Here is a 21,922-nt window from a genome sequence, read left to right on the forward strand (position 1 = left end):
TTGATCCAGAGAAGTCCTGACTAAGGAAAGTCTTGCGCCTTCTTAAAACCGGAGCAAATACTTGCAATTGCATCCTTATCGTCGCCACAGTTGGACGCCAACCCATTTCTCGGGATAGCGGCAATGTGCCCGATTTAGCGACCTAACTTGCCTTGCGGGCAGGCCGTTTCAATGGCGTCTGCAGCCCGATTATGGGAATCTGCCGGACATTCGAATCAATTTTGCGAGCTAGCTTTGCGAACGAACTTTGATTGCGGGCGAACCGGCCTCGAAACGAGAATTGCCTATGGATCTTGAGCTGAAGGACATCGTCGAATTTCTGCACTCCGTCGCGCGTTCGATCGGCGCGGAGGTCACTTCGCCCTGGTTCTATCTGCAGTTCGGCCTGATTCTGACCGCAGCCGGCATGGCCTATGCCGCCGACGCCGCCATTCGCTCGCGCGTCGACATGACCTCGCTTGCGATGCGCTGGCCGCTGCCGCTGCGGCATTTCGCCCGCGTGCTGGTCTCCAGCGCCTCCACCGCGATATTCGCGATCCTGGTGATCGCGGCGCGGATCACGATGTATCACTCGACCTGGCCGAGCCGCAGTTACATGCTGATGGTGGCCGCCAAGCTGGCGCTCGCCTGGCTGATGATCCGGCTGGTGACCTCGGTGATCCGCAACGCCTTCATCGTCAAGCTGGTGTCGGTATCGGCGTGGGTGGTCGCGGCGTTGAGCATCGTCGGTCAGCTCGATTTTGCCGTGGAGGCGCTGGACTCGGATCAGGTTGCGGTCGTGCTCGGCGGCCTGCGGCTGACACCGCTGCTTCTGATCAAGGCCGGCGCGCTGCTGATCCTCGCACTGTGGCTGACCAACATCACCAGCAATTTCATCGAAGGCCGGATCAACCGCTCCAGCGACCTGACGCCGTCGATCCAGGTGCTGCTGGTGAAGATGATCCGCATGGGGCTCGTGGTGGTGGCGATCGCGATCGCGCTCGGCGCGGTCGGCATCAACCTTTCGGCGCTTGCGGTCTTCACCGGTGCGGCCGGCGTCGGTATTGGCCTGGGCTTGCAGAAGATCGTCGCCAATTTCATCAGCGGTCTCATTTTGCTGGTCGACAAATCCGTCAAACCCGGCGATCTCGTCACCATCGGCGACAGCTCGGGACGGATCAGCGCGATGAAGACGCGCTATATCTCGGTCGCCGCCGGCGACGGCCGCGAGTTCCTGATCCCGAACGAGGATCTGGTGACCCAGAAGGTCGTGAACTGGACCTATACCGACAAGAACACGCTGGTGAAGGTCGGCTTCGGCACCAATTACGACGCGGATCCGCGCCTGGTCTGCAAGCTGGCGATGGAAATCGCCGCGGCAGCACCGCGCGCCATCAAGAGCAAGCAGCCTAACTGCATCCTGACCGAGTTCACGGAAGCAGGAATGAAATTCTCCCTGACCTTCTGGATCGCCGACCCCGACGGCATGGACAACGTCAAGAGCGAGGTGATGCTGGCGCTGTGGGACGCTTTCAAGCGCGAGGGCATCCGGGTACCCTACCCGGTGCGCGAAATCCGCGTCCGCGGCGGCGCGCTGCCGGTCGAAACCATGGTCGAAGTTCCGACCAGCTGATGCCAACCTTGGCTTGCACTGGCCGCTCTGATCATTAAATTAGGCTACAAATCAGCCTATCCACCGCCCATTCCCGCCGAAAATGACCCGCCCATGAGCTATATCGAAGCAACTGACACCTCCTTGCGAAAGACCGGCCAGATCAAGCTCCATGGACCGAGCGCCTTTGCCGGCATGCGCAAGGCAGGCTCCCTGGTCGCCAAATGCCTCGATGAGCTCACCGACGTGGTCAAGGCGGGCATCCCGACCTCCCGGATCGACAATTTCGTGCGCGACTTCGCCTTCAGCCATGGCGCCTATCCGGCGACGCTGATGTATCGCGGCTATCGCTATTCGACCTGCACCTCGATCAATCACGTGGTCTGCCACGGCATGCCCGGCGACCGCGCGCTGAAGGAGGGCGACATCGTCAATATCGACGTCACCTTCATCGTCGACGGCTGGTACGGCGATTCCAGCCGGATGTACGCGATCGGCCCGATCGCCCGCAAGGCGGAGCGGCTGATCGAGGTGACCTACGAGGCCATGATGCGCGGCATCGCCGCCGTCAAGCCCGGCGCTACCACCGGCGACATCGGCCACGCCATCCAGAGCTTTGTCGAACCGCAGGGCATGAGCGTGGTGCGCGATTTCTGCGGCCATGGCCTCGGGCGCATGTTCCACGACGAGCCGAACATCATCCATATCGGCCGGCCTGGCGAAGGCGTGGCGCTGAAGCCCGGCATGTTCTTCACCATCGAGCCGATGATCAATCTCGGCAAGCCGCATGTGAAAATCCTGTCCGACGGCTGGACCGCGGTGACGCGCGATCGCTCGCTGTCGGCGCAATTCGAGCATTCGGTCGGCGTGACATCAACCGGCGTCGAGATCTTCACGCTGTCGCAGCGCCACGCCGAGAAGCCTCCAGCCACAACCTGATTGGGCCGGGGCGTAATTTCCCCGCCGCCGCCACGATCCCGCGATTGCAAAAGCTGACCGGCAAGGCATGATCGCCTGACGTTTGCCAAGGCAGCCCTTGTTCCTCTGATCGGAAGAGCCGATGGATCGCATCGATGCGATGAAGGTTTTCGTGTCCGCCGTCGACGAGGGCAGCCTCGCCGGTGCGGGCCGACGCCTCGGCCGATCGCCGGCGGCCGTGAGCCGCGCGATCGCCTTCCTTGAGCAGCATGTCGGCGCCGAACTGCTTCATCGCACCACCCGCTCGCTCAAACTGAGCGAAGCCGGCGAGCGCTATGCCGCCGCCTGCCGCCGCGTGCTGATCGATCTCGAGGAGGCCGACATCGTTGCGGCCGGCGAACGCTCGGCCCCGCGCGGCACGCTGACCATCACAGCGCCTGTGATCACAGGCGAGGATGTCCTGCGGCCAGTGCTCGACGCCTTCATGGATGAGCATCCGATGGTGTCGGTAAAACTCTATCTGCTCGACCGGCCGGTGAACCTGATCGATGAGGGCATCGACGTCGCGCTCCGCATCGCGCATCTGGCGGATTCGAGCTTCGTCGCGATCCGCCTTGGCGAAGTGCGCCGCGTCATCGCGGCATCGCCGGGATATCTGGCGCGGCACCCGGTCATCCATGAACCGGCCGATCTTGCGAAACACCAGATTATCGCGATGACCCATTTCGGGCAGGATTCCTGGAGCTTCCCGCCGGCGGAAGGATCGTCCGTCCCGAGGGCGGTCCAGTTCGCGCCGCGGCTGGTCGTCAACACGGTTCGCGCGGCGGTCGCTTCCGCGGCCGAAGGTCACGGCGTGACGCGGCTGTTTTCCTATCACATCAGTGACGAGATCCGCGAAGGACGGCTGCAGATCCTGCTCGGCAAGGACGAGTACCCGCCGCTGCCCGCGCATTTGCTGGCGCCGCACGGGCGCTTCTCGGTGCCAAAAGTGCGCGCCTTTGTCGACTTTGCGGTGCCCCGCCTCAAGCGTTACTTCACGCGGCTGTCGAGCGAAGCCAGCCGGAACACCGAGTCCATTCGATCGCGACGCGGAAGACTGTCTGCCGAATAGCGGGCATTCGCGCGATCCGTGGATGAGCCTACGTTGACTCTCATCGGAGCCAAAAACGGCCCCAGCGGCAATCCCGCCGTTTTAACGAGATCACGGAGGCCCTTCATGGGTGCAGAACAAAAAGTCGTCATTATCACCGGCGCATCGCAAGGCATCGGCGCGGAGCTGGTCAAGGCCTATCGCGACCGCAATTACCGGGTCGTCGCCAATTCCCGCGCGATCAAGCCATCTTCCGATCCCGATATCCTGGCGGTCGCCGGCGACGTAGCGGATCCCAAGACCGCGGAACGGCTGGTCACGCAGGCGATCGAGCGCTTCGGCCGCGTCGACAGCCTGGTCAACAACGCCGGCATCTTCATCGCAAAGCCCTTCACCCACTACACGGACGAAGATTATGCATCGATTGTCTCGATTAACCTTGGCGGATTCTTCTCGCTAACGCGGCGTGTCGCTGCCGAAATGCTGAAGCGGGGCTCGGGCCATATCGTGCAGATCACCACCAGCCTGGTCGATCACGCCAACAGCAACGTTCCGTCGGTGCTGGCGTCGCTGACCAAGGGCGGGTTGAACGCCGCCACCAGGTCGCTGGCGATCGAATACGCAAAGAAGGGCATCCGGGTCAACGCGGTTGCTCCCGGCGTCATCAAGACACCGATGCACGCGCCCGAGACCCACGAGTTCCTCGCCAACCTGCATCCGGTCGGACGCATGGGAGAGACAAAGGACATCGTTGACGCCGTCCTGTTCCTGGAGAGCGCCCCCTTCGTCACCGGCGAAACCCTGCATGTCGATGGCGGCCAGAGCGCCGGCCACTGATGACGCTCCCACACCGGCTGCGGCGCAAGACGATTGGAAGATCGCGGCGCCATCGCTGTCAGCGATGGCTCCGATCAGAACTCGTTATTTTTCAGAGACCATCCGGGGTTCTAACCCATGTCCATGTCGAGCACGAATGTCGGTCATCTTCGCCAGGCAACATCCCGTCGCCAAAGGGAGGAGCGGCCCGTCTGGCTGTCCGCCACGGCGGGGTTGTGCGCATCGCTGGTCGGACTTGGGCTGGCGCGCTTTGCCTACACGCCGTTGATCCCGGCATTGATATCGGCGAAGTGGTTCAACCCCGCGGATGCCGTCTATCTCAGCGCTGCCAATCTCGCCGGCTATCTTGCCGGCGCGCTGATCGCGCGCGAACTCGGCACCCGGCTGGGCGCGGTTCGCTCGCTGCGCGGAATGATGGTTCTGGCGTCACTGACCTGCTTTGCATGCTCCGTGCCGTTCTCGTTCATCTGGTTCTTTGGCTGGCGATTCCTCGCCGGGGTGACCGGCGGCGTGATCATGGTGCTCGCGGCCTCGACGATCCTGCCGCATATCGCGCCGGGCAAGCGCGGCCTGGTCGGCGGCGTGATCTTTGCGGGCGTCGGCCTTGGCATTGCCGCATCCGGCACCCTCGTTCCGCTGCTGCTGCAGCAAGGTCTCAAGCAAAGCTGGGACGGTCTCGGGCTGCTGTCCGCCGTTCTGACGCTGGTGAGCTGGAAGGCATGGCCCGCCGAGGCGCCCGCCACGGAAGGCGCGCCTGACGCTCATCTTCCATCGCGCGGCCGGAGCTTGACCATCGTCCGGGTGCTGAGCGCCGAATATGGCCTCAATGCCGTGGCGCTGGTGCCGCACATGGTGTTCCTCGTCGACTTTGTCGCGCGCGGGCTCGGCCAGGGAATATCGGCCGGTTCGCATTACTGGGTGCTCTATGGCATCGGCGCCACCGTCGGTCCGCTGCTGACCGGACATCTCGCCGACCGCGCGGGATTTGGCCCGGCACTCCGGGTCGCCTTCCTCGTCGAGGCGATTGCGATCCTGCTGCCCGCCCTCAGTTCGGCACCTGCGACCATGATCGTCTCCAGCATCATCGTCGGCGGCTTCACGCCCGGGATCGTGCCGCTGGTCCTCGGCCGCATCCACGAGCTGCTGCCCCACTCGAGCTCGGGTCAACGCGCCGCCTGGGCGCAGGCCACCACCACCTTTGCCTTGTTTCAGGCGGCCGGAGCCTACGGACTTTCATACCTGTTCGCACGCTCCGGCGGGGACTACGCCGTCCTGTTCGTGATCGGCGCCGCGGCCGTCGCCGCCTCCCTGGCCGTCGATCTCACGACCGCGCTGACCATCGGGCGCGAACGCAAGCCCCGGGGTGCGTGACTGGCGCTCGCGACCAGGGAGCGGTTTAACAAAACCTGCAATTCGCGATTGCAAAAGCTGACCGGCACGGCATGCTTGGTGCCGATGCCCGCCAGGACCAGCGAACCCACGAGCCAGCCCGACGAAAAGCCGCATTATCACGGCCATCGCGAGCGGCTGCGCGAGCGTTTCCATACCGCCGGTCCCGATGCGCTCAGTGATTATGAGCTGCTGGAGATGGCGCTGTATCCCGCCTTGCCGCGGCGCGACACCAAGCCGCTCGCCAAAACCCTGCTCAAGACCTTCGGCTCATTCGCCGAAGTCATCCACGCGCCGGTGGCGCGGCTGCGCGAGATCGACGGCATTGGCGAAGCCTCGATCAACCAGCTCAAGCTGATCGCGGCCGCCGCACACCGGATTGCCAAAGGCGAGATCAAGCGGAGCGTCGCGCTGTCGTCGTGGAACGACGTGATCGACTATTGCCGCACCGGCATGGCGTTCGCCGACAAGGAGCAGTTCCGCCTGCTGTTTCTCGACAAGCGCAACCGGCTGATCGCGGATGAGGTGCAGCAGACCGGCACCGTCGACCACACACCGGTCTATCCGCGCGAGGTAATCAAGCGCGCACTCGAACTATCCGCGACTGCGCTTATTTTGGTGCATAATCATCCCTCCGGCGATCCGACGCCATCGCAGGCGGATATCCAGATGACCAAGGCGATCATCGATATCGCCATGCCGCTCGGCATCTCCGTGCACGACCACATCATCGTCGGCAAGAACGGGCATGCGAGCCTGAAGGGATTGAAGCTGATCTGACGCCTGGGCAAGCATTTGCCCGGCACGCCACTTCTCACTTTGACCCCAGAACGGACGTTCCGGGTTTTCGCCGAGGTATAGCTGCTCCCTGATGTCCTTTCCGCATCAGCATCTCCATAGTTGCATCGGCAACTGCCAGGTGCGTGGCGGATTCGCGGCGATTGGGTGTCGGGAGGCGACACGACTATTTCGCAATCGCGGCTTAAGACGGATGAAAGAAAACAGAGGCAGCAAGACATGGCTCAGAACACAACCGGCGCAACGCCGTTTCCTCTCGGCGTCTTTGTCGGGAACCCGAACTATTTTGATTCGAACGAGGAGGCGAGTTTCGAAGGAAACTTCAACGCCTTCTCAGACCTGATGAAGACCAGGCCGCAGTTTCTCGACCAATATGGTGATCAGCGCCTGCCCATCTCGGGTTGGGTTGGTCAGGCGAGCTGGAATGCAGCCTCGATGGCACAGTCGCCCGTGCTTAAAGGTGTTACGCCGGTGATCGGGTTGCCGATGACCTCGACGGCGTCAGGCTCTGGAACGCCTGATCAGTTTTACAAGGACTTCGCGACCGGGAAATACGATTCCGTCCTGAAGGACATGGTCAAGGCCTGGGCCGATAAAGGCTTCACGACACAGATCTGGCGGCCCGGCTGGGAGATGAATATCGACACCATGCCGTCCTATGCCGGCGGCGACGCCGCGACACGCGCCGATTGGGTCAAGGCGTTCCAGCACATCTACACGGTCTTGCATGCCGCGGGCCAGGCCGAGGGCGTGAACGTCCAGGTGGCCTGGAATCCGAGCGTGGTGAATTACAGCCACGCCGGCAACGTCATCGAGACGGCTTACCCCGGGAACCAGTATGTCGATATCATCGCCGCCGACGTCTATGGCGATGTGTTTCCCTACGGCTCGCCGACACATTTGTATGATTGGGACAAGAGCGGGCAAGTTCTCAACTCGTCCCACCCAGTCTACGACACCAGCGTCCAGCAATGGGCGGCAGATCCGGTCAACCTTGAGCATTACTATACCTACCCGGCCTCCAACCAATGGTCACTCGATGGCAGCGTGGGCCATGCGACCACGCTTCAACAACTGATTGATCTCGCCAAATCGACCGGCAAGCCATTGGCAATTGCCGAGACCGGTGCAGGCAATACCCATGACGGCGCGGGCCTCACCGACAATCCGACATTCGTGCAATGGCTGGCGGACACGCTGCATCGATCGGGGGTTAGGGTCAGCTTTGTGAACATCTGGAATTCGAACTCCGGCGGACAATATCACTTCGCCAGTTCCGCCGACCACAAGCCGCTCGAGGCTGCGGCGTGGGCGAAGTATTTTGGCGACCCGTCCACATCCGCACCTGCGACGACAGGGTCATCGCTCGCGCCGACAGTGACGCAGGTCTCCGCTTCACCGGGGACGGGAATCGAACACGCCGGCGATACCACCACATTGACGCTCGGCTTCAACGAGGCCGTGAAAGTCACTGGCACGCCTACACTGAGGCTTAATGACGGCGGAACGGCCATCTATGTCGGTGGCTCGGGCACGAGCTCGCTCACCTTCCGCACCACGGTCGCGTCGGCCAACACGAACACCTCGGCGCTCGCCATCACCGGGGTCAATCTTGCGAACGGCGCGAGCATCCATGATGCATCCGGTGCCGCGGCGAACCTCGCGGGCGCAGTGAAGACGTTCTCCGGTCTCCAGGTCGCGACGTCATCGTCGTCAACCTCCTCAGGGACGTCGTCATCGTCACCATCGACACCGTCATCGCCGTCCGCGTCGCAGACCATCACCGTGACAGATCCTCGGCCTGCGACCGGCACGACCACAACGTCGCCGCACACGACCACCGTGACGAATCCTGCGCCTGCGACCGATGCGACCACGGCGTCCCCGCAGACGATCGCCGCAACGGATCCCACGCCTGCGACCGACACGGCCACGGCGTTCCCGGCAGGCAAAGGCTTTGCATGGCTGAGCCAGGATCAGGCTGCCAGCACCGTGGCGACCACCGAGCCGCAGGCGATCGCCGCGAAGAATCCTTGGCCTGCGACGATAGGGTCCCTGGCAAACCAGGGCTTTGCGCTGCTGCAGCAGCATCTGGACGGGGTCACCGGCGCCGCGCCTATCTCCCTGCCGCAGACGAGCCCCGTGACGGATTCTGCGCCTGCGACCGGCAAGGCCATGGCGTCCCTGGCAAGCCAAAGCTTTGCGCTGCTGAACCAGTATATGGCCGGTAACACGGGCCGGATCGATCCCGGTCAGATCATGGCGGCCGTGTCCAACGGCACCGGCTGCGGGCAGGACTCGATCCTGACCAGACCGCAACATTGATCCGCTTCCGCACCCAGGCATCCTAGTTCACGTCCGCATCTGAGCACGCATCCGCTTCTGCAACCGCATCCGAATCCGCGGCGGCTGCGTCGTCGTTCGCGCCGTGGCGATGGATGCTTCCGTAATTTTCATTTCGCAGCCGCGCCGGCAGCCTCGACCGGCGGACCGGTCGCCCCATCGGTCATGGTTGGAGGCGTTGGCAACGATGCTTTTGCTTTCCGGCAGCATGCGCAAATTCCGGAAGCCGGGACCTCAATGGACGGGGATGCTGCGCACAGCAACTTGACCGCGCTTGTGAACGATCCCCACGTGGCCGCGGGGCACGACGCAGTCCTCGGCCATTCCGTCGACACGAGCCCAGCGAGCGCTCCTAACGCGGAGTGGCACTTCAGCAACTTCATCATTTTCTAGTTTTGCCAGTCCGCCGTCGGGTAACACGTAGCCCTGTTCGGTCAAGGCAAGAGCAAGTGTGGCCGGACCAGGTAACGGAGCGCGCGAATGCGCGCCCGATGACAGGCTCCACAAGATCCGGTTTTCCGCCACTCGTCTAATGCGCAGCGGCTTCCACAGCGTGCGCGACATCCGGGACGCGGTGTCGCTCGGCGACATTGATGCGCGGCGGCTGAGCCGAAGCGTTTTTCGGGTAGGCTTTTTTTGGGGCCAAGCAGAAATCTTCTGTTCGATCCGGATACCGCCGCTTTTGGCACTTTTGAGACATGCCGACCGACGGTAACGGTGTCCGCTCCCGGGGGAAGACCGGAAGTCGTCGGCCAACGACCAAAATGACGCGATTGACTCCTAACAGACATCGCGCTTGGCAGCGTCCACTTTTCGCCGGGGCCACTGTTTTACATTGGGCGAGAAGTCCGGCGATCGGCGCTCCCGTCGACAGATGTGCCTTCGCAAGCCTCTCCAATGTGATATTCTCATCGCATAAGCCATAGGTATACCATGACAGGTATTGCAGAGTGGCTAGCATCGATCGGCTTGGGAGAGTACGCCCAGCGCTTCGGCGAGAACGCCATTGACCTTTCGGTCGTCTGCGATCTTACGGAGCAGGACCTCAAGGATCTCGGCGTCCTGCTTGGGCACCGACGCAAGATGCTGCGCGCGATCGCAGAACTGAAGGGGGACGTTCTACGAACACAAGCCGGCACCCAACCTGCGCCGCGCGACGCCGCTGAGCGGCGCCAAATCACTGTCATGTTTTGCGATCTGGTGGGCTCGTCGGCCCTTTCAGTCCGCCTTGATCCGGAGGACTTGCGGGCGGTAATCGGCGCCTATCATGCCTCCATCGCCGAGGTTATCGCCCGGAATGAGGGCGTCATCGCGCGGTACCTGGGCGATGGCGTGCTCGCCTATTTCGGCTATCCCCAGGCGCATGAGGATGATGCCGAGCAGGCGACACGCGCGGGGCTGGCGCTGGTCGACGCCGTGACTAACCTCCGGACAGATATCGGCACCAATCTACAGGTTCGCGTTGGCATCGCCACCGGCACGGTGGTCGTGGGTGATTTGATCGGCGAAGGCGCTGCTAGGGAGCAGGCGGTCATTGGCGAGACGCCGAACCTGGCTGCTCGCCTGCAGGCGTTCGCCGAGCCCGGTACGGTGCTGATCTCCGAGAGTACGCACCGGCTCACCGAGGGGCATTTCGAATTCCGCAATCTCGGCCCCGTCGCGCTCAAGGGCTGGGCGGAACCGGTACCAGCCTGGCAGGTCCTTGGGACCAGTGGAGTGGCAAGCCGCTTCGAGGCGCAGCACAAGACCAGATTGACACCGCTAATCGGGCGTGACGAAGAAATCGAGTTGCTACTGCGTCGCTGGCGGCATGCCGCGCAGGCCGAAGGTTGTGTTGTGCTGCTAACCGGACAACCGGGCATCGGGAAGTCGCACATTGCCCAAGCGCTGCAAGAAAGGCTCCAGGCCGAACCACACATAAGGTTGCGCTATTTCTGCTCGGCACACCACACCAACAGTGCGCTGTACCCATTCATCGGCCAACTCGAACGGGCCGCCCGGTTCGAGCGAAGCGACGCGCCGGCAGAAAAGTTCGCCAAGCTCGAAGCTCTGCTCGCGCAATCCTGCTCTGACGCGGACCATACGTTGCCACTTCTCGCGAGCCTTCTATCGTTGCCACCCAGTGACCGCTACCGCCTACCGGATCTGAGCCCGCAGAAGCGCAAGGAGATGACGTTGGCGGCGCTTTTGGCTCAGCTCAATGGCCTGGCGGTGCAGCTGCCAGTGTTCCTCCTCTTTGAGGATGTCCATTGGGCGGACCCGACCTCGCTCGAGCTGCTCACGCTTACATTGGAACGGGTATCGCGGCTTCGAGTGCTGCTGCTCATCACCGCGAGGCCAGAGTTCACGCCGCCCTGGCCAGGTCATGCGCATGTGACGACGGTCTCGCTCACACGCCTGAGCCGGCACGATGGGGCGGAGCTAATCGACCGCGTCACGGCCGGCAAGACGCTGCCCGAGGAGGTGATGAATCAGATTCTCGCCCGTACCGATGGCGTGCCCCTGTTTGTCGAAGAGCTGACCAAGACGGTACTCGAAACCGGATTGCTGGAGGAGCAGGAGGGCCACTACGTGCTCAACCGTCCGCTGCCCTCGATGGCAATTCCGACCACATTGCACGCATCGCTAATGGCGAGGCTCGACCGATTGGCGCCGGTGAGGGAGGTGGCTCAGATCGGCGCCGTGGTGGGTCGCGAGTTCTCTTACGAACTGCTGAGCACCATAGCCGGGTTGCCTGGAGAGAGGCTTGAGGAGGCGCTCGCCCAATTAGTTCGGTCGGAGTTGATATTCTGCCGGGGCGAGATACCTCACGCGATCTATACCTTCAAGCACGCGCTTGTGCGAGACGCTGCCTACTCGGGACTCCTGAAGAGCCGACGCGCAGCGCTGCATGCCACGATCGCAGACGCTTTCGAGCAACGGTTCCCGGAAATTGTGGAGGCTCAACCCGAAACTCTCGCGCACCATCTCACAGAGGCCGGACTGTTCGAAGAGGCGGAGGGATATTGGCTGCAGGCCTGCAAGAAGGCCGCCATGCGCTCCGCCAACCTTGAGGCCATCGCGCACTCGCAACGAGGTATCGAGGCCTCGGCTCATTTGCCCGATGGCGCACCAAAGGACCGGCTGGAACTTGATTTCCAATTCGCTCTGGGGCCGTGTTTGATCGCTACCCAAGGGCCCGCCTCGAACAAGGCGGTGGCGACGTTCGCCCGCGCTCGTGAGCTGTGCGAGCGCCTCGGAGATCCCCCCGAGCATCTTCAGGTCATGTTTTGGTTGACCACCGCGAGCGTCATTCGCGGTGAATTGCCGCTGGCCCAGGAAACGATCGCGACCCTGCTTCATCTGGCCGAAGCGCACGATGATCGTCCAGCGTTGTTGAACGCGATGCGCGGGCAGGCAATGATTCGCCTTTTCATGGGAAATCTCCTCGGTGCCCGCGAAGCGATCGAGCGGGCCGTCGAGGCGTTCGACGCGAGCAGCGAGCAGGATAGACTGGCGGCGCGTGCAGCCGGTCAGGATGCCGGCGTGGCCGGCCTCGCTCTGATGTCGTGGCCTCTCTGGCTGCTCGGCCACGCCGATACGGCAATCACACGAATGAACGGCGCCATTCAGCGTGCCGACGCCATCAGTCATCCGCATTCCCAGGCGTATGCTTGTTATTATGCATCTATTCTCCACGCTCTGCGCGGTGAGCTATTGACTGCGCAAGGCTATGCCGAACGCTGTCTTGCCTTGTCGGAGGAACACGGATTCCGGCAATGGCGCGGATTGGCACACGCCATCCGAGGCATATGCGTGACCTTGCTTGACCCTTCATCCAGCGCCCTCGAGGAAATCCGGGCTGCGTTGGATGAATATCGTGGCGCGGGTTATCAGTTGGGCATCACGGCACTTTACGTGCTCTTGTGTCCGGCCTTTTTGTCTAGTCACAAATGCGAGGCTGCCCTGGAACTGATCGAGCAGGGCCTCGCTACAACCCGCCGTAACAGCGAACGGATATTTGAGGCCGAATTGTATCGGCTGAAGGCGCGCGCGCTGCTCGTCCGCGGCGCACCAGACGCCAGGACCGAGGCGCTGTCACTGCTCGACCAGGCCTTGACCACGGCAAGAAGCCAACACGCCAAAGCCCTTGAACTTCGAGCTGCAGGGGACCTTGCCGCGGTGTGGATCGATCAGAGCAGGTGCGAGGAAGCGCTCGATCTTCTCGCGCCGATCCACGCCTGGTTCAGCGAGGGCTTCGACACGCAAGATCTAAAGCAGACAAGGGCTTTGCTCGACCAGCTGCGGTGACCTGAGTTGGACTGCAGTTTCCCCGAACCGGGATCTGGCGCACCAAGTCGGTCATAGATCTTAGTCACCTCGGAGTGGCCTATTGCAAAGACGGGATATGGGATGGCGCCCTTGATGACATCGCCGCGTTAGCCGCCTCGGCGGCGCGCCGCTTCGGCAGGCCTTGTTCACCCTGTTGTCCCGCACTGCAGCGTATTTACGAAGAGCGCAACGCTTTAATCCGATACTTCTGTCAGAATCTAAATCCCAGTTTAGAAAATGTCCGGGAGTCTCAAAAAAAATCGGGAAGCTCGGGAAATTTTGCGCCCTTCCGGTGTTTTTGTTGGCAGCGATCGAGCCCCACCGCCTGGACGGCGATGGTCAATGCGCAAGTTAGAGCGTTGGCCAATACGCTCTACGTAATTCTCCAAATTACTGTCTCCAATGCGCAACATAATCTTGAAAGGGAGTGCAGAGATGAAACACGTGTTAGCCTCTCTCACCATCGGCGTTTGTCTGGTGCTTCCGTCGGCGGGCGTAGTGCTGGGCGCCGGTCCGCCCACCAAACCTGCCCAAAATCCCACGACAGGTCAGCACGGCTCCAATCACGGTTTTAGCTGTACCACCAGTGGTGCTGGTATTAACACTCCGGGGGCCGCTATGGCAGCGCAAGGGTCGCCGTTCAACCCAAATGGGCAGGCAGGCACCGTCTATGCGGGAAATCCGGACACAGCATCGTTAGCGCACGCCAATTCCACGGCCGCCGTTTCCCAATACGACGTCGCTTGCTCGCACCAAGTGCCGTAGTAGCCTTGGAGAGCGCGGGGCTCGGTTAGGCTGACGCTACGCTATCAAGCGTACTTGATCCTCCGTGCAGGGGTACGATAGGGGGTGACACCCCATGCGCTTCGCCGCGATGGCCATTCTGCTGAGCACGCTGGCTGCGGGCCTTGGCTACACATACAGCCAGGGAAGCTCTCCCGAGACCTTCCTCACCGGGCCGGTCGAACGCGGCAGCATCTCTACTTTGGTGAAGGCCAGCGGCACAATCGAGGCAGTTGTCAGCGTCGATGTCAGTTCGCAACTGTCGGGGCGAATTGCGCAAGTGTTCGTCAATTTCAACGATACCGTGAAGGCCGGGCAGCCGATCGCGCAGATCGATCCGGAGATCTTTGCCGCCCGCGTCAGTGAAGCCAAAGCCGCACTGAGGGTGGCGAGGGCGACTGCCGAAGTGGAAAAGGCTGCGCTGGAACGAGCGACAGTCGCGGTGACGAATGCGCAGACCGCCAGGAAACTGGCGGAGGCACAGTCGGCGGCAAGCAAGGCCAGGCAAGATGAAGTGGAGAGAGACCTCCTGCGAAAGCGCGAGCTGGCGCGCACCGGAAGCGGAACAGAGCGAGACTTGAGTCAGGCGCAAGCTCAGCGCGATGCCGGGGCTGCCGACCTGCGCGGTTCCCTCGAGCAGATCCGGATGAAGGAGGAGGCCATTGCGATTGCGGCGGCAGAAAAGCACATGGCCGAGGCCAATCTCGAGAATGCCGAGGCTGTCGTCGAGCAGAGGCAGGCGGCGCTCGATCAGGCGGGGCTTGATCTCGAACGTACCGTCCTCCGCGCGCCGATTGACGGGATCGTCATCAAGCGGGATGTCAATCCGGGACAAACCGTCGCCGTCAGCCTCGAAGCCAAAACATTGTTCAAGATCGCGAACGATCTGCGTGAGATGGAGGTCCACGGCAAAATCGACGAGGCCGATGTCGGGCAGTTGAAGCCGGGCCAGGCGACCCGGTTCACAGTGGACGCTTATCCGGATCGAACCTTCAGCGGACGGGTTCTACAGATCCGCAAGGCTCCCGAGGTCGTGCAAAACGTCGTCACCTATACGACCGTCGTGTCCGCGCCGAATCCGGACCTCTTGCTGTTGCCGGGAATGACTGCGCAGCTGCGGATCATGGTGAGCAATACCGGCGAGATTCTCAAAATTCCGAGCCAGGCCCTGCGCTTCCGGCCGAACGGCGCCGGTCCTGCGTCGGCTCACCCGAGTGCGAACCAAGCCGCTTCCTCCAAGGCGCCCGCGACGGTGTGGCTGGTGGGCGAGGACGGGCGACCGGACCCGGTTGCCGTGAGGCTCGGCGCGAGCGACGACAGCAGCGCAGCGCTGCTGGAAGGCGCGCTCAACGAGGGCCAGCAAGTGATCATCGGGATTGCGAACTCGCAGAAGCAGAGGGGCTATTTCGGCGTTCGTCTTGGATTCTAAGGTTGGATTCCAAGGTTGGATTTTGAAACTGGATTTTGGGATGCCGCCGCTGGTCCGGACCATTGGAATTTCAAAACATTATCCCTCCGGGGGGACGATCATCCATGCGGTATCAAACGTGTCGCTCTCGATCGAGCACGGCGAGTTCGTTGCAATCCGCGGCCGCTCGGGTTCGGGGAAGTCGACCTTGATGAGCCTTTTGGGCCTCCTGGAGCGGCCGGATTCCGGCGAATATGCGCTAAGGGGCCGGGAAGCTGCAAGGCTGAGCGAGGACACGCGCGCGGCCATCAGGAGAAAAGACATCGGCTTCATATTCCAACTGCCAGCCCTCCTGCCGCGGGCAACCGCGCTGGAAAATGTCGAACTTCCTCTTGTTTACGCCGGCGTTCCTCGCGCCAAACGACGTCGCACAGCCAAAGATGCGCTTGACCGCGTAGGCTTGGCTGGCCGCAGTCATCATTGGCCGAATCAACTTTCGGGAGGAGAGCAGCAGCGGGTTGTTATTGCCCGTGCAATGGTGAACGATCCTGCCCTCATCCTGGCCGACGAACCGACCGGCTCACTGGATAGCAGCACCAGCGACGAGATTCTGTCGGTGTTCGAGGGCCTTCATCGCGATGGTCATACGATCATCATGGTTACGCATGCCGCCGAAGTCGCCGATCGCGCGCGGCGACAGATCACCCTGCACGATGGGCGAATCATCGAGGACGCCGTGACATCCGGCAAGCGTTCGCTCCTGAACGCCATCCCGTTGGATTCTTCCCAATGAGTCCCCTGGAGAGTTTACGAATCGCCACCCGAGCGCTTCGCGTCAACAAACTGCGGAGCGCCTTGACCATGCTTGGGATCGTCGTTGGCGTCGCAGCCGTGGTCTGCATGGTATCGGTGGGAGCCGGCGCACAAGCGGAAGTTTCGGAGAAGATCCGCACACTTGGAGCCAACCTCCTGCTGGTCATGCCCGGAGCCCGAAACGCCGGGGGAGCGAGGCTCGAATCCGGAACACAGCCGACGCTGACCGAAGAGGACGCCGCGGCCATCCGCCGCGAACTGGTGGATGCGCAGGTCGCGGCCCCGCTGCTGTCTCGTTCCATGCCCCTCGTGGCCGCAAACAGGAACTGGGTGACGCTGGTGGCTGGAATTAATGCCGACTATCTGGTGGCGCGCGAATGGCAAGTTACCAACGGCCGATCCTTCACGGGCGAGGAGATCGCATCCGGAGCCAAAGTTGCCATCGTGGGGTCGGTGATCATCGAGGAGCTCTTCGATGGGCGTGCGGGAATAGGAGAGACATTTCGGATTGGCAACGTCCCATTCACCGTGATTGGTGTGCTGGACAACAAGGGGTTGGGCGCAGCTGGCCGCAGCCAGGACGATGTCGTGTTCATTCCGCTGTCGACTGCGCAGAGCCGCGTGCTCGGCGCCGTGCGCGGCACGACCCGCCAAGCACTGGATTTCATCTCGATCAAGGTGTCGGATGCGACCGCGATGTCGGAGATGGAACGCGAGATCGAGGCGTTGCTTCGGCAGCGGCATCGCATTCGCGGGGATGCCCCCAGCGATTTCAGGATCGAGAATCCGGCGGATGTCCTGATTGCACGCGGGGCCGCCGTGCGGACCCTCGGAATTCTGTTAATCGCGGTGGCCGCGGTTTCGCTGGTCGTTGGCGGCATCAGCATCATGAACATCATGCTGGTTTCGGTGTCCGAACGCACCCGCGAAATCGGCTTGCGCATGGCTGTGGGGGCCAGCCGCCGCGATATCCGATGGCAATTCCTGATCGAAGCCTTGATCCTGGCGCTGATCGGGGGGCTGGTGGGCGCGGCGTTGGGAGCCGCCGCAGCGGTCGCAATCGCCTGGAAAGCTGGCTGGCCGATCCTGATCAGCCCCTGGGCGGTCATCCTGGCTTGTGGATTTGCAGGGTTCGTCGGAATTTCGTTTGGCCTCTATCCGGCCCATCGGGCCGCGCGGCTTGATCCGATTGTGGCTTTACGCTTCGAATAGATGCGAGGGCTGAACTCTGATGTCCATCCTCTTAAACTGTTCGACGAGAAGAGCCGCGTGACCAACGCTCCGGTCGCCGCGCCGGTCCCGATTCCGGCCTCGATATAACAATTCGACGACTATCGAAGCATTCCTGTCGAAAAAATCGCCATGATGATGTTCATCCGCCGGTCGGAATCGGACCGGTGCTGGATGTTCACAGGAGAAAAAAATGGCAGCGTCGAATCAAAACCTGGTCGTGACCGCGTTCTGGGAAACCAATCCAGGCGAGGAAGGTGCGATTGCAAACCTTCTGAAGGATTTTCTGCCGCAGGCGCAGCAGGAACCGGGCGTGAAGGAATTTCAGATCCACCAGAACATATCGAAGCCGCGGGAATTCTTCTTCTACGAGGTGTTCGCGGGAGAGGCCGCCTTCGCGGATCATCAGCAAACCCAGCACTTCAAGAACATCATCGTCGGCCAGGCGGTTCCCAGGCTGGCAAAGCGCGAGCGGTCCCAGTTCCGGTTCATCTGACCTCAGAGCCTGACTCCGACGTCTTGCGACAAATCGGCTTCGCCGCCTGGAGCCCCGATTCTGATCGAATCAGAATCGGGGCTCCAACTTTTGTTCTCACACGTTTTCTTTACAAGAACCGGCCTTCGTCAACTTGACTTGTAATTGTATCACTGACACATTCAACCTTAAGATAATCCGCGGTCCCGGAGTTGCACGCGCAATGGCGTGTCGCGTCAGGCCACCGGTCCAACCGGCGATCACGTCATGTCCGACTCATGGGAGCACACCGATGGCTAATCCGCTCACGCTCTACGTCCCGATCAAGCAGGATCCGATCACGCAAGCCGAAGCCAAGCTCGCCTATGCCAACTTCGTGTCCAGCGTCCAGCACGGACTCGACGGTTCGCACATCGTCCACTACGCGCGCCTGGCGCTGATTCCCAATCCCGGCGGGACCGGGATTCTAGCGATCTGCCTGATCACGACGTTCGATGGACCGATGAATCCCTATCTCAAATTCTTCTGGAACAACGGCGCGCTTCAGAAGGTGTTCTCGGGGTTGGCTGCGATTGCGCTCAATCCACCCAATCCGCCGGTCACCGACCTGACCGGATTCGAGAACTTCATCAACAACAACAATCTCAATAATCCGAGCGATCTCTATGGCGCCTATCCGCAAACGGTCCGGCAGATCCAGGGCGCGCTCCCGCAGACGGCGTAATGGGCATTGCGGGTCCCGCCCGTGACTGCATCGAGGCCCCGGTCGGCGTGACCGGTTGATGACGGACACAGGAAGCGACTTCGCATGACCAACACCCCGATGCCACCGCCCGATCCGCGCAATGTACAGGGCATGATCCTGCGCGGCTACACGCATCCCTATTCATGCCACATGCTGTTCACTTTCGCAGGGAAGCCGGGCGCCGCCGGATTGATCCGCGCGCTGCTCCCTTATGTTCAATCCGCACAGGACTGGGGCGACGCCAAGCCGGCGCGCATGCTCAATATCTCGCTCACCTACAACGGCATCCTGACGTTCGAACCTGCGCTGGCCGGTCAATTCCCGACCGAGTTTCAGCAAGGGCCCTGGTCACAGGGGTCGCAGGCCTCGCTGGGAGATACCGGCCCGAGCGATCCGAGCCTGTGGTGGAACGGCTACGCCAAGGACGCCATCCACTGCATCGTCCATGTCTACGGGATGACTGCCGACGCGCTCGACAGCCTGGTTGCGACCGTGTCGCAGGCCGCCCAGGCCAACGGCGTGAGCGAGTTCCTGCCGCTCAAGTCGGGGAGCGGCCGGCTGGAAGAATATGCACCGCTAAAGGACTTCATTCACTTCGGCTACCACGACGGAATTGATAATCCCGCGCTCGGCTGGCCGGCCGATCCCGCGTCCACCGACCCGAGCGACGCCAACAATTTTCTGATCGGCTACCCCGGATCGGCATTCTCGCCGGGACCGGAAACCGGGGCTGCAGGCAAATTTGCCAAGGACGGGTGCTACAACGCGTTCCGCATCCTCTATCAGGACGTCAAAGCTTTCGATCAATTTCTCGCCAACAGCGCGCCCAAAATCGTCGCGGCGATCGGCGGCTCGCAGGATCAGGCCATGGAATGGCTGGCGGCCAAGCTGGTCGGCCGCTGGCGCAATGGCTCGCCGCTGATCCTGTCACCCGAAGCGCCGGATCCCAAGACCAGCGACGCCACCAAGTTCGGCTATTCGGGCGACACCGCCGCGGTGAAATGTCCGTTCTCGGCGCATTCCCGCGTGGCCAACCCGCGCGACGAGCCGACATTCCCCGGCACCGACACACCGGTGCCGCGCCTGTTACGCCGCGGTATGCCGTATGGGGCGCCGCCGGCACCGCCGGACTACGACGGCGAGCGCGGCCTGATTGGTCTGTTCCTGTGCGGCGCGCTGGCCGGGCAGTTCGAACAGCTCTATTCATGGATCAACGTCAATAATTTCAGCGACGTGTTTTCCCCCAATCTGGATACGCAGGACGCCCTGATCGCCAACCGCATCCCGCCACCCGCCAGCGACCCGTCGTTCACGATTCCGGTTCCGAACGGCAATCCGATCAAAATTCCAAGCCTGCCGCAGTTCATCGTAACGCGCGGGACGGCCTATGGCCTGCTGCCGAGCATGGCGACGCTGCGGAGCCTTGCGGGGCCGTAGCCTCCGGCCAGGCATGCGGCGTCGCGCATCAACGGGTCATGACGATATCGCCGCGGCGCCTGCCTCGGCGGCGCGGCGTTTCAGCAGCTCCTGTTCCCGCTTGTTGCCGGCAAGTTCTGCCGCCGCTTCGAACGCCGCGCGCGCCTCGTCGTGGCGGCCGAGCTTGTGCAGCAGGTCGCCGCGCACGCTCGGCAACAGATGATAGGCCTTTAGCGCGGGCTCGTGCGCGAGCGCGTCCACGATCGCGAGCGCGGCCTGCGGGCCGTCGGCCATGCCGACCGCCACCGCGCGGTTGAGTTCGATGATGGGCGAACGCACCAGCGCTGAGAGTTCGCCATAGAGTCCCGCGATGCGCGGCCAGTCGGTGGCCTCCGGTGTACTCGCCCCGGCGTGGCAGGCGACGATGGCGGCTTGCAACGCGTAGAAGCCGCCGGCGCCGCCGAGCTCATGCGCGCGCTTTAGCGCCAGCATGCCGCGGCGGATCTGCAGCCGGTCCCAGAGGCCGCGGTTTTGATCCATCAGCAGGATGGGATCGCCGGCCTGGTCGGTGCGCGCGGCGATGCGCGAGCCGTTCAGCTCCATCAACGCCAGCAGGCCGTGGGCTTCCGCTTCAAGTGGCGCGACCCTGACCAGCACACGGCCCATGCGAAGCGCATCGTTGCAGAGCTGCGGCCGCAGCCACTCCTCGCCGCGCGCCGCGGTGTAGCCTTCGTTGAAGATGAGATAGACGACCTCCAGCACCGACGCGAGTCGCTCCGAAAGTTCTTCGCCGCGCGGGGTTTCGTAAGCCAGTCCGGATTCCGAGAGCGTCCGCTTCGCCCTCACGATGCGCTGGGCGATGGTCGCCTCCGACAGCAGGAAGGCGCGCGCGATCTCTTCGGTGGTCAGGCCGCAGATCATGCGCAGCGCCAGCGCCGCGCGGGCCTCGCGCGACAATCGCGGATGGCAGGCGGTGAAGATCAGCCGCAGCAATTCGTCGCCGATATCATCGTCCAGGGCCGCGTCCAGATCCGGCATCGCCTGCTGCTCCTGCGCCAGATCGAGCGCGACCATGCCGTGCTTGCGGGCCAGCATCCGGCCGCGGCGCAAATGATCCACCGCCCGGCGTTTGGCGGTCGCCATCAGCCATGCGCCGGGCTGTTCCGGCACGCCGGTCGCGGGCCAATGTTCGAGCGCCGCCAGCAGCGCTTCCTGGGTCAAATCCTCGGCCAGCGGCACGTCGCGCAGCATCCGCGACAGGCCCGTGATCAGCCGCGGCTGCTCGATGCGCCAGACCGCGAGGATCGTGCGATGGACGTCGGCGGCCGTCATCGCCGCCGACATCGCCTGCGGGAGGATCGTCTCAAGGCCCGGCGATGATGCTGACCTCGCATGCGGTCCCTTACTCCGCGGGCTGGCCGGCAAATCCGGCGAAGGCGCGGACTTCGCAGGTTCCCTCCCAACCCGGCATATGATCCCTGTGGAGCTGCATGAACTCGACCGCGAGCGCTACGGCCTCTTCCTTGTCCCGCAGCTCGAAAATCGCGTAACCGCCGATCACTTCCTTGGCTTCCACGAAGGGACCATCGACGACGCTGAGGTCACCGCCCTTGATACGCACCTGCGCACCGGTGGCGAGCGGCATCAAGCCACCGGTATCGACCATCCGGCCGGCCTTGATCTCGCGGTCGGCGAGCTTGTGCATGGCCTCCAGCAGAGCCGGTGTCGGGTTTCCGGGCGATTGGGGCGAGGTGACGATCGACATGAAGCGCATG

Annotated in this window: 17 protein-coding genes; 14 read left to right on the forward strand and 3 right to left on the reverse strand. The window is 62.6% G+C overall.

Annotated features, from left to right (window positions below):
* Positions 1-286 precede the first annotated feature (286 nt).
* The 7 genes from NL528_RS42390 to NL528_RS42420 all read left to right on the forward strand — a co-directional run bounded on the left by NL528_RS42390 (position 287) and on the right by NL528_RS42420 (position 8,948).
* Complete coding sequence (locus NL528_RS42390; RefSeq protein WP_309180277.1) at positions 287-1,612, forward strand: mechanosensitive ion channel domain-containing protein; 1,326 nt, start codon at positions 287-289, stop codon at positions 1,610-1,612.
* 93 nt (positions 1,613-1,705) lie between these two features.
* The gene (gene map, locus NL528_RS42395) at positions 1,706-2,530 is read left to right on the forward strand and encodes a type I methionyl aminopeptidase (protein ID WP_309180279.1); all 825 of its coding nucleotides are present in this window, start codon (positions 1,706-1,708) and stop codon (positions 2,528-2,530) included.
* A 121-nt stretch (positions 2,531-2,651) separates the two neighbouring features.
* Complete coding sequence (locus tag NL528_RS42400) at positions 2,652-3,620, forward strand: LysR family transcriptional regulator (protein WP_309180280.1); 969 nt, start codon at positions 2,652-2,654, stop codon at positions 3,618-3,620.
* Positions 3,621-3,725: 105 nt separating this feature from the next.
* Entirely contained in the window at positions 3,726-4,436 is a 711-nt protein-coding gene (locus NL528_RS42405; RefSeq protein WP_309180281.1) for an SDR family oxidoreductase, read from the forward strand.
* A 117-nt stretch (positions 4,437-4,553) separates the two neighbouring features.
* On the forward strand, positions 4,554-5,807 hold the full coding sequence (locus tag NL528_RS42410; protein ID WP_375143949.1) for a YbfB/YjiJ family MFS transporter: 1,254 nt from the start codon (positions 4,554-4,556) through the stop codon (positions 5,805-5,807).
* 84 nt (positions 5,808-5,891) lie between these two features.
* Entirely contained in the window at positions 5,892-6,605 is a 714-nt protein-coding gene (radC, locus tag NL528_RS42415) for a DNA repair protein RadC (RefSeq protein WP_309180282.1), read from the forward strand.
* Positions 6,606-6,842: 237 nt separating this feature from the next.
* Positions 6,843-8,948, forward strand: a complete 2,106-nt coding sequence (locus NL528_RS42420) for a hypothetical protein (protein WP_309180283.1) — start codon at positions 6,843-6,845, stop codon at positions 8,946-8,948.
* A gap of 27 nt (positions 8,949-8,975) precedes the next feature.
* Here the strand turns inward: NL528_RS42420 and NL528_RS42425 are convergent, their stop codons facing one another.
* On the reverse strand, positions 8,976-9,176 hold the full coding sequence (locus NL528_RS42425; RefSeq protein WP_309180284.1) for a hypothetical protein: 201 nt from the start codon (positions 9,174-9,176) through the stop codon (positions 8,976-8,978).
* Positions 9,177-9,899: 723 nt separating this feature from the next.
* Between NL528_RS42425 and NL528_RS42430 the strand changes: the two genes are divergently transcribed.
* The 7 genes from NL528_RS42430 to NL528_RS42460 all read left to right on the forward strand — a co-directional run bounded on the left by NL528_RS42430 (position 9,900) and on the right by NL528_RS42460 (position 20,168).
* Positions 9,900-13,256 carry an adenylate/guanylate cyclase domain-containing protein gene (locus NL528_RS42430; RefSeq protein ID WP_309180285.1) on the forward strand — a complete coding sequence of 1,119 codons (3,357 nt, stop codon included), beginning with the start codon at positions 9,900-9,902 and terminating at the stop codon, positions 13,254-13,256.
* A gap of 880 nt (positions 13,257-14,136) precedes the next feature.
* On the forward strand, positions 14,137-15,489 hold the full coding sequence (locus NL528_RS42435; protein WP_309180286.1) for an efflux RND transporter periplasmic adaptor subunit: 1,353 nt from the start codon (positions 14,137-14,139) through the stop codon (positions 15,487-15,489).
* A 40-nt stretch (positions 15,490-15,529) separates the two neighbouring features.
* Positions 15,530-16,261 carry an ABC transporter ATP-binding protein gene (locus NL528_RS42440; RefSeq protein WP_309180287.1) on the forward strand — a complete coding sequence of 244 codons (732 nt, stop codon included), beginning with the start codon at positions 15,530-15,532 and terminating at the stop codon, positions 16,259-16,261.
* Between the two features lie 68 nt (positions 16,262-16,329).
* Positions 16,330-17,493, forward strand: a complete 1,164-nt coding sequence (locus tag NL528_RS42445; RefSeq protein ID WP_309180288.1) for an ABC transporter permease — start codon at positions 16,330-16,332, stop codon at positions 17,491-17,493.
* A gap of 211 nt (positions 17,494-17,704) precedes the next feature.
* Positions 17,705-18,007 carry an antibiotic biosynthesis monooxygenase family protein gene (locus tag NL528_RS42450; protein ID WP_309180289.1) on the forward strand — a complete coding sequence of 101 codons (303 nt, stop codon included), beginning with the start codon at positions 17,705-17,707 and terminating at the stop codon, positions 18,005-18,007.
* Between the two features lie 271 nt (positions 18,008-18,278).
* Entirely contained in the window at positions 18,279-18,710 is a 432-nt protein-coding gene (locus NL528_RS42455; protein WP_309180290.1) for a hypothetical protein, read from the forward strand.
* Between the two features lie 84 nt (positions 18,711-18,794).
* Positions 18,795-20,168: a hypothetical protein gene (locus tag NL528_RS42460; RefSeq protein ID WP_309180292.1), complete on the forward strand. Its 1,374-nt coding sequence runs from the start codon at positions 18,795-18,797 to the stop codon at positions 20,166-20,168.
* 36 nt (positions 20,169-20,204) lie between these two features.
* Here the strand turns inward: NL528_RS42460 and NL528_RS42465 are convergent, their stop codons facing one another.
* Entirely contained in the window at positions 20,205-21,479 is a 1,275-nt protein-coding gene (locus NL528_RS42465) for an RNA polymerase sigma factor (RefSeq protein ID WP_309180293.1), read from the reverse strand.
* Between the two features lie 70 nt (positions 21,480-21,549).
* A complete protein-coding gene (locus NL528_RS42470; RefSeq protein ID WP_309180294.1) occupies positions 21,550-21,921 on the reverse strand; it encodes a YciI family protein in 372 nt (123 codons plus the stop codon).
* Between the last annotated feature and the right edge of the window lies 1 nt (position 21,922).

This window comes from Bradyrhizobium sp. Ash2021 (assembly GCF_031202265.1).
In the GTDB taxonomy this organism is placed as follows: Bacteria; Pseudomonadota; Alphaproteobacteria; order Rhizobiales; family Xanthobacteraceae; genus Bradyrhizobium.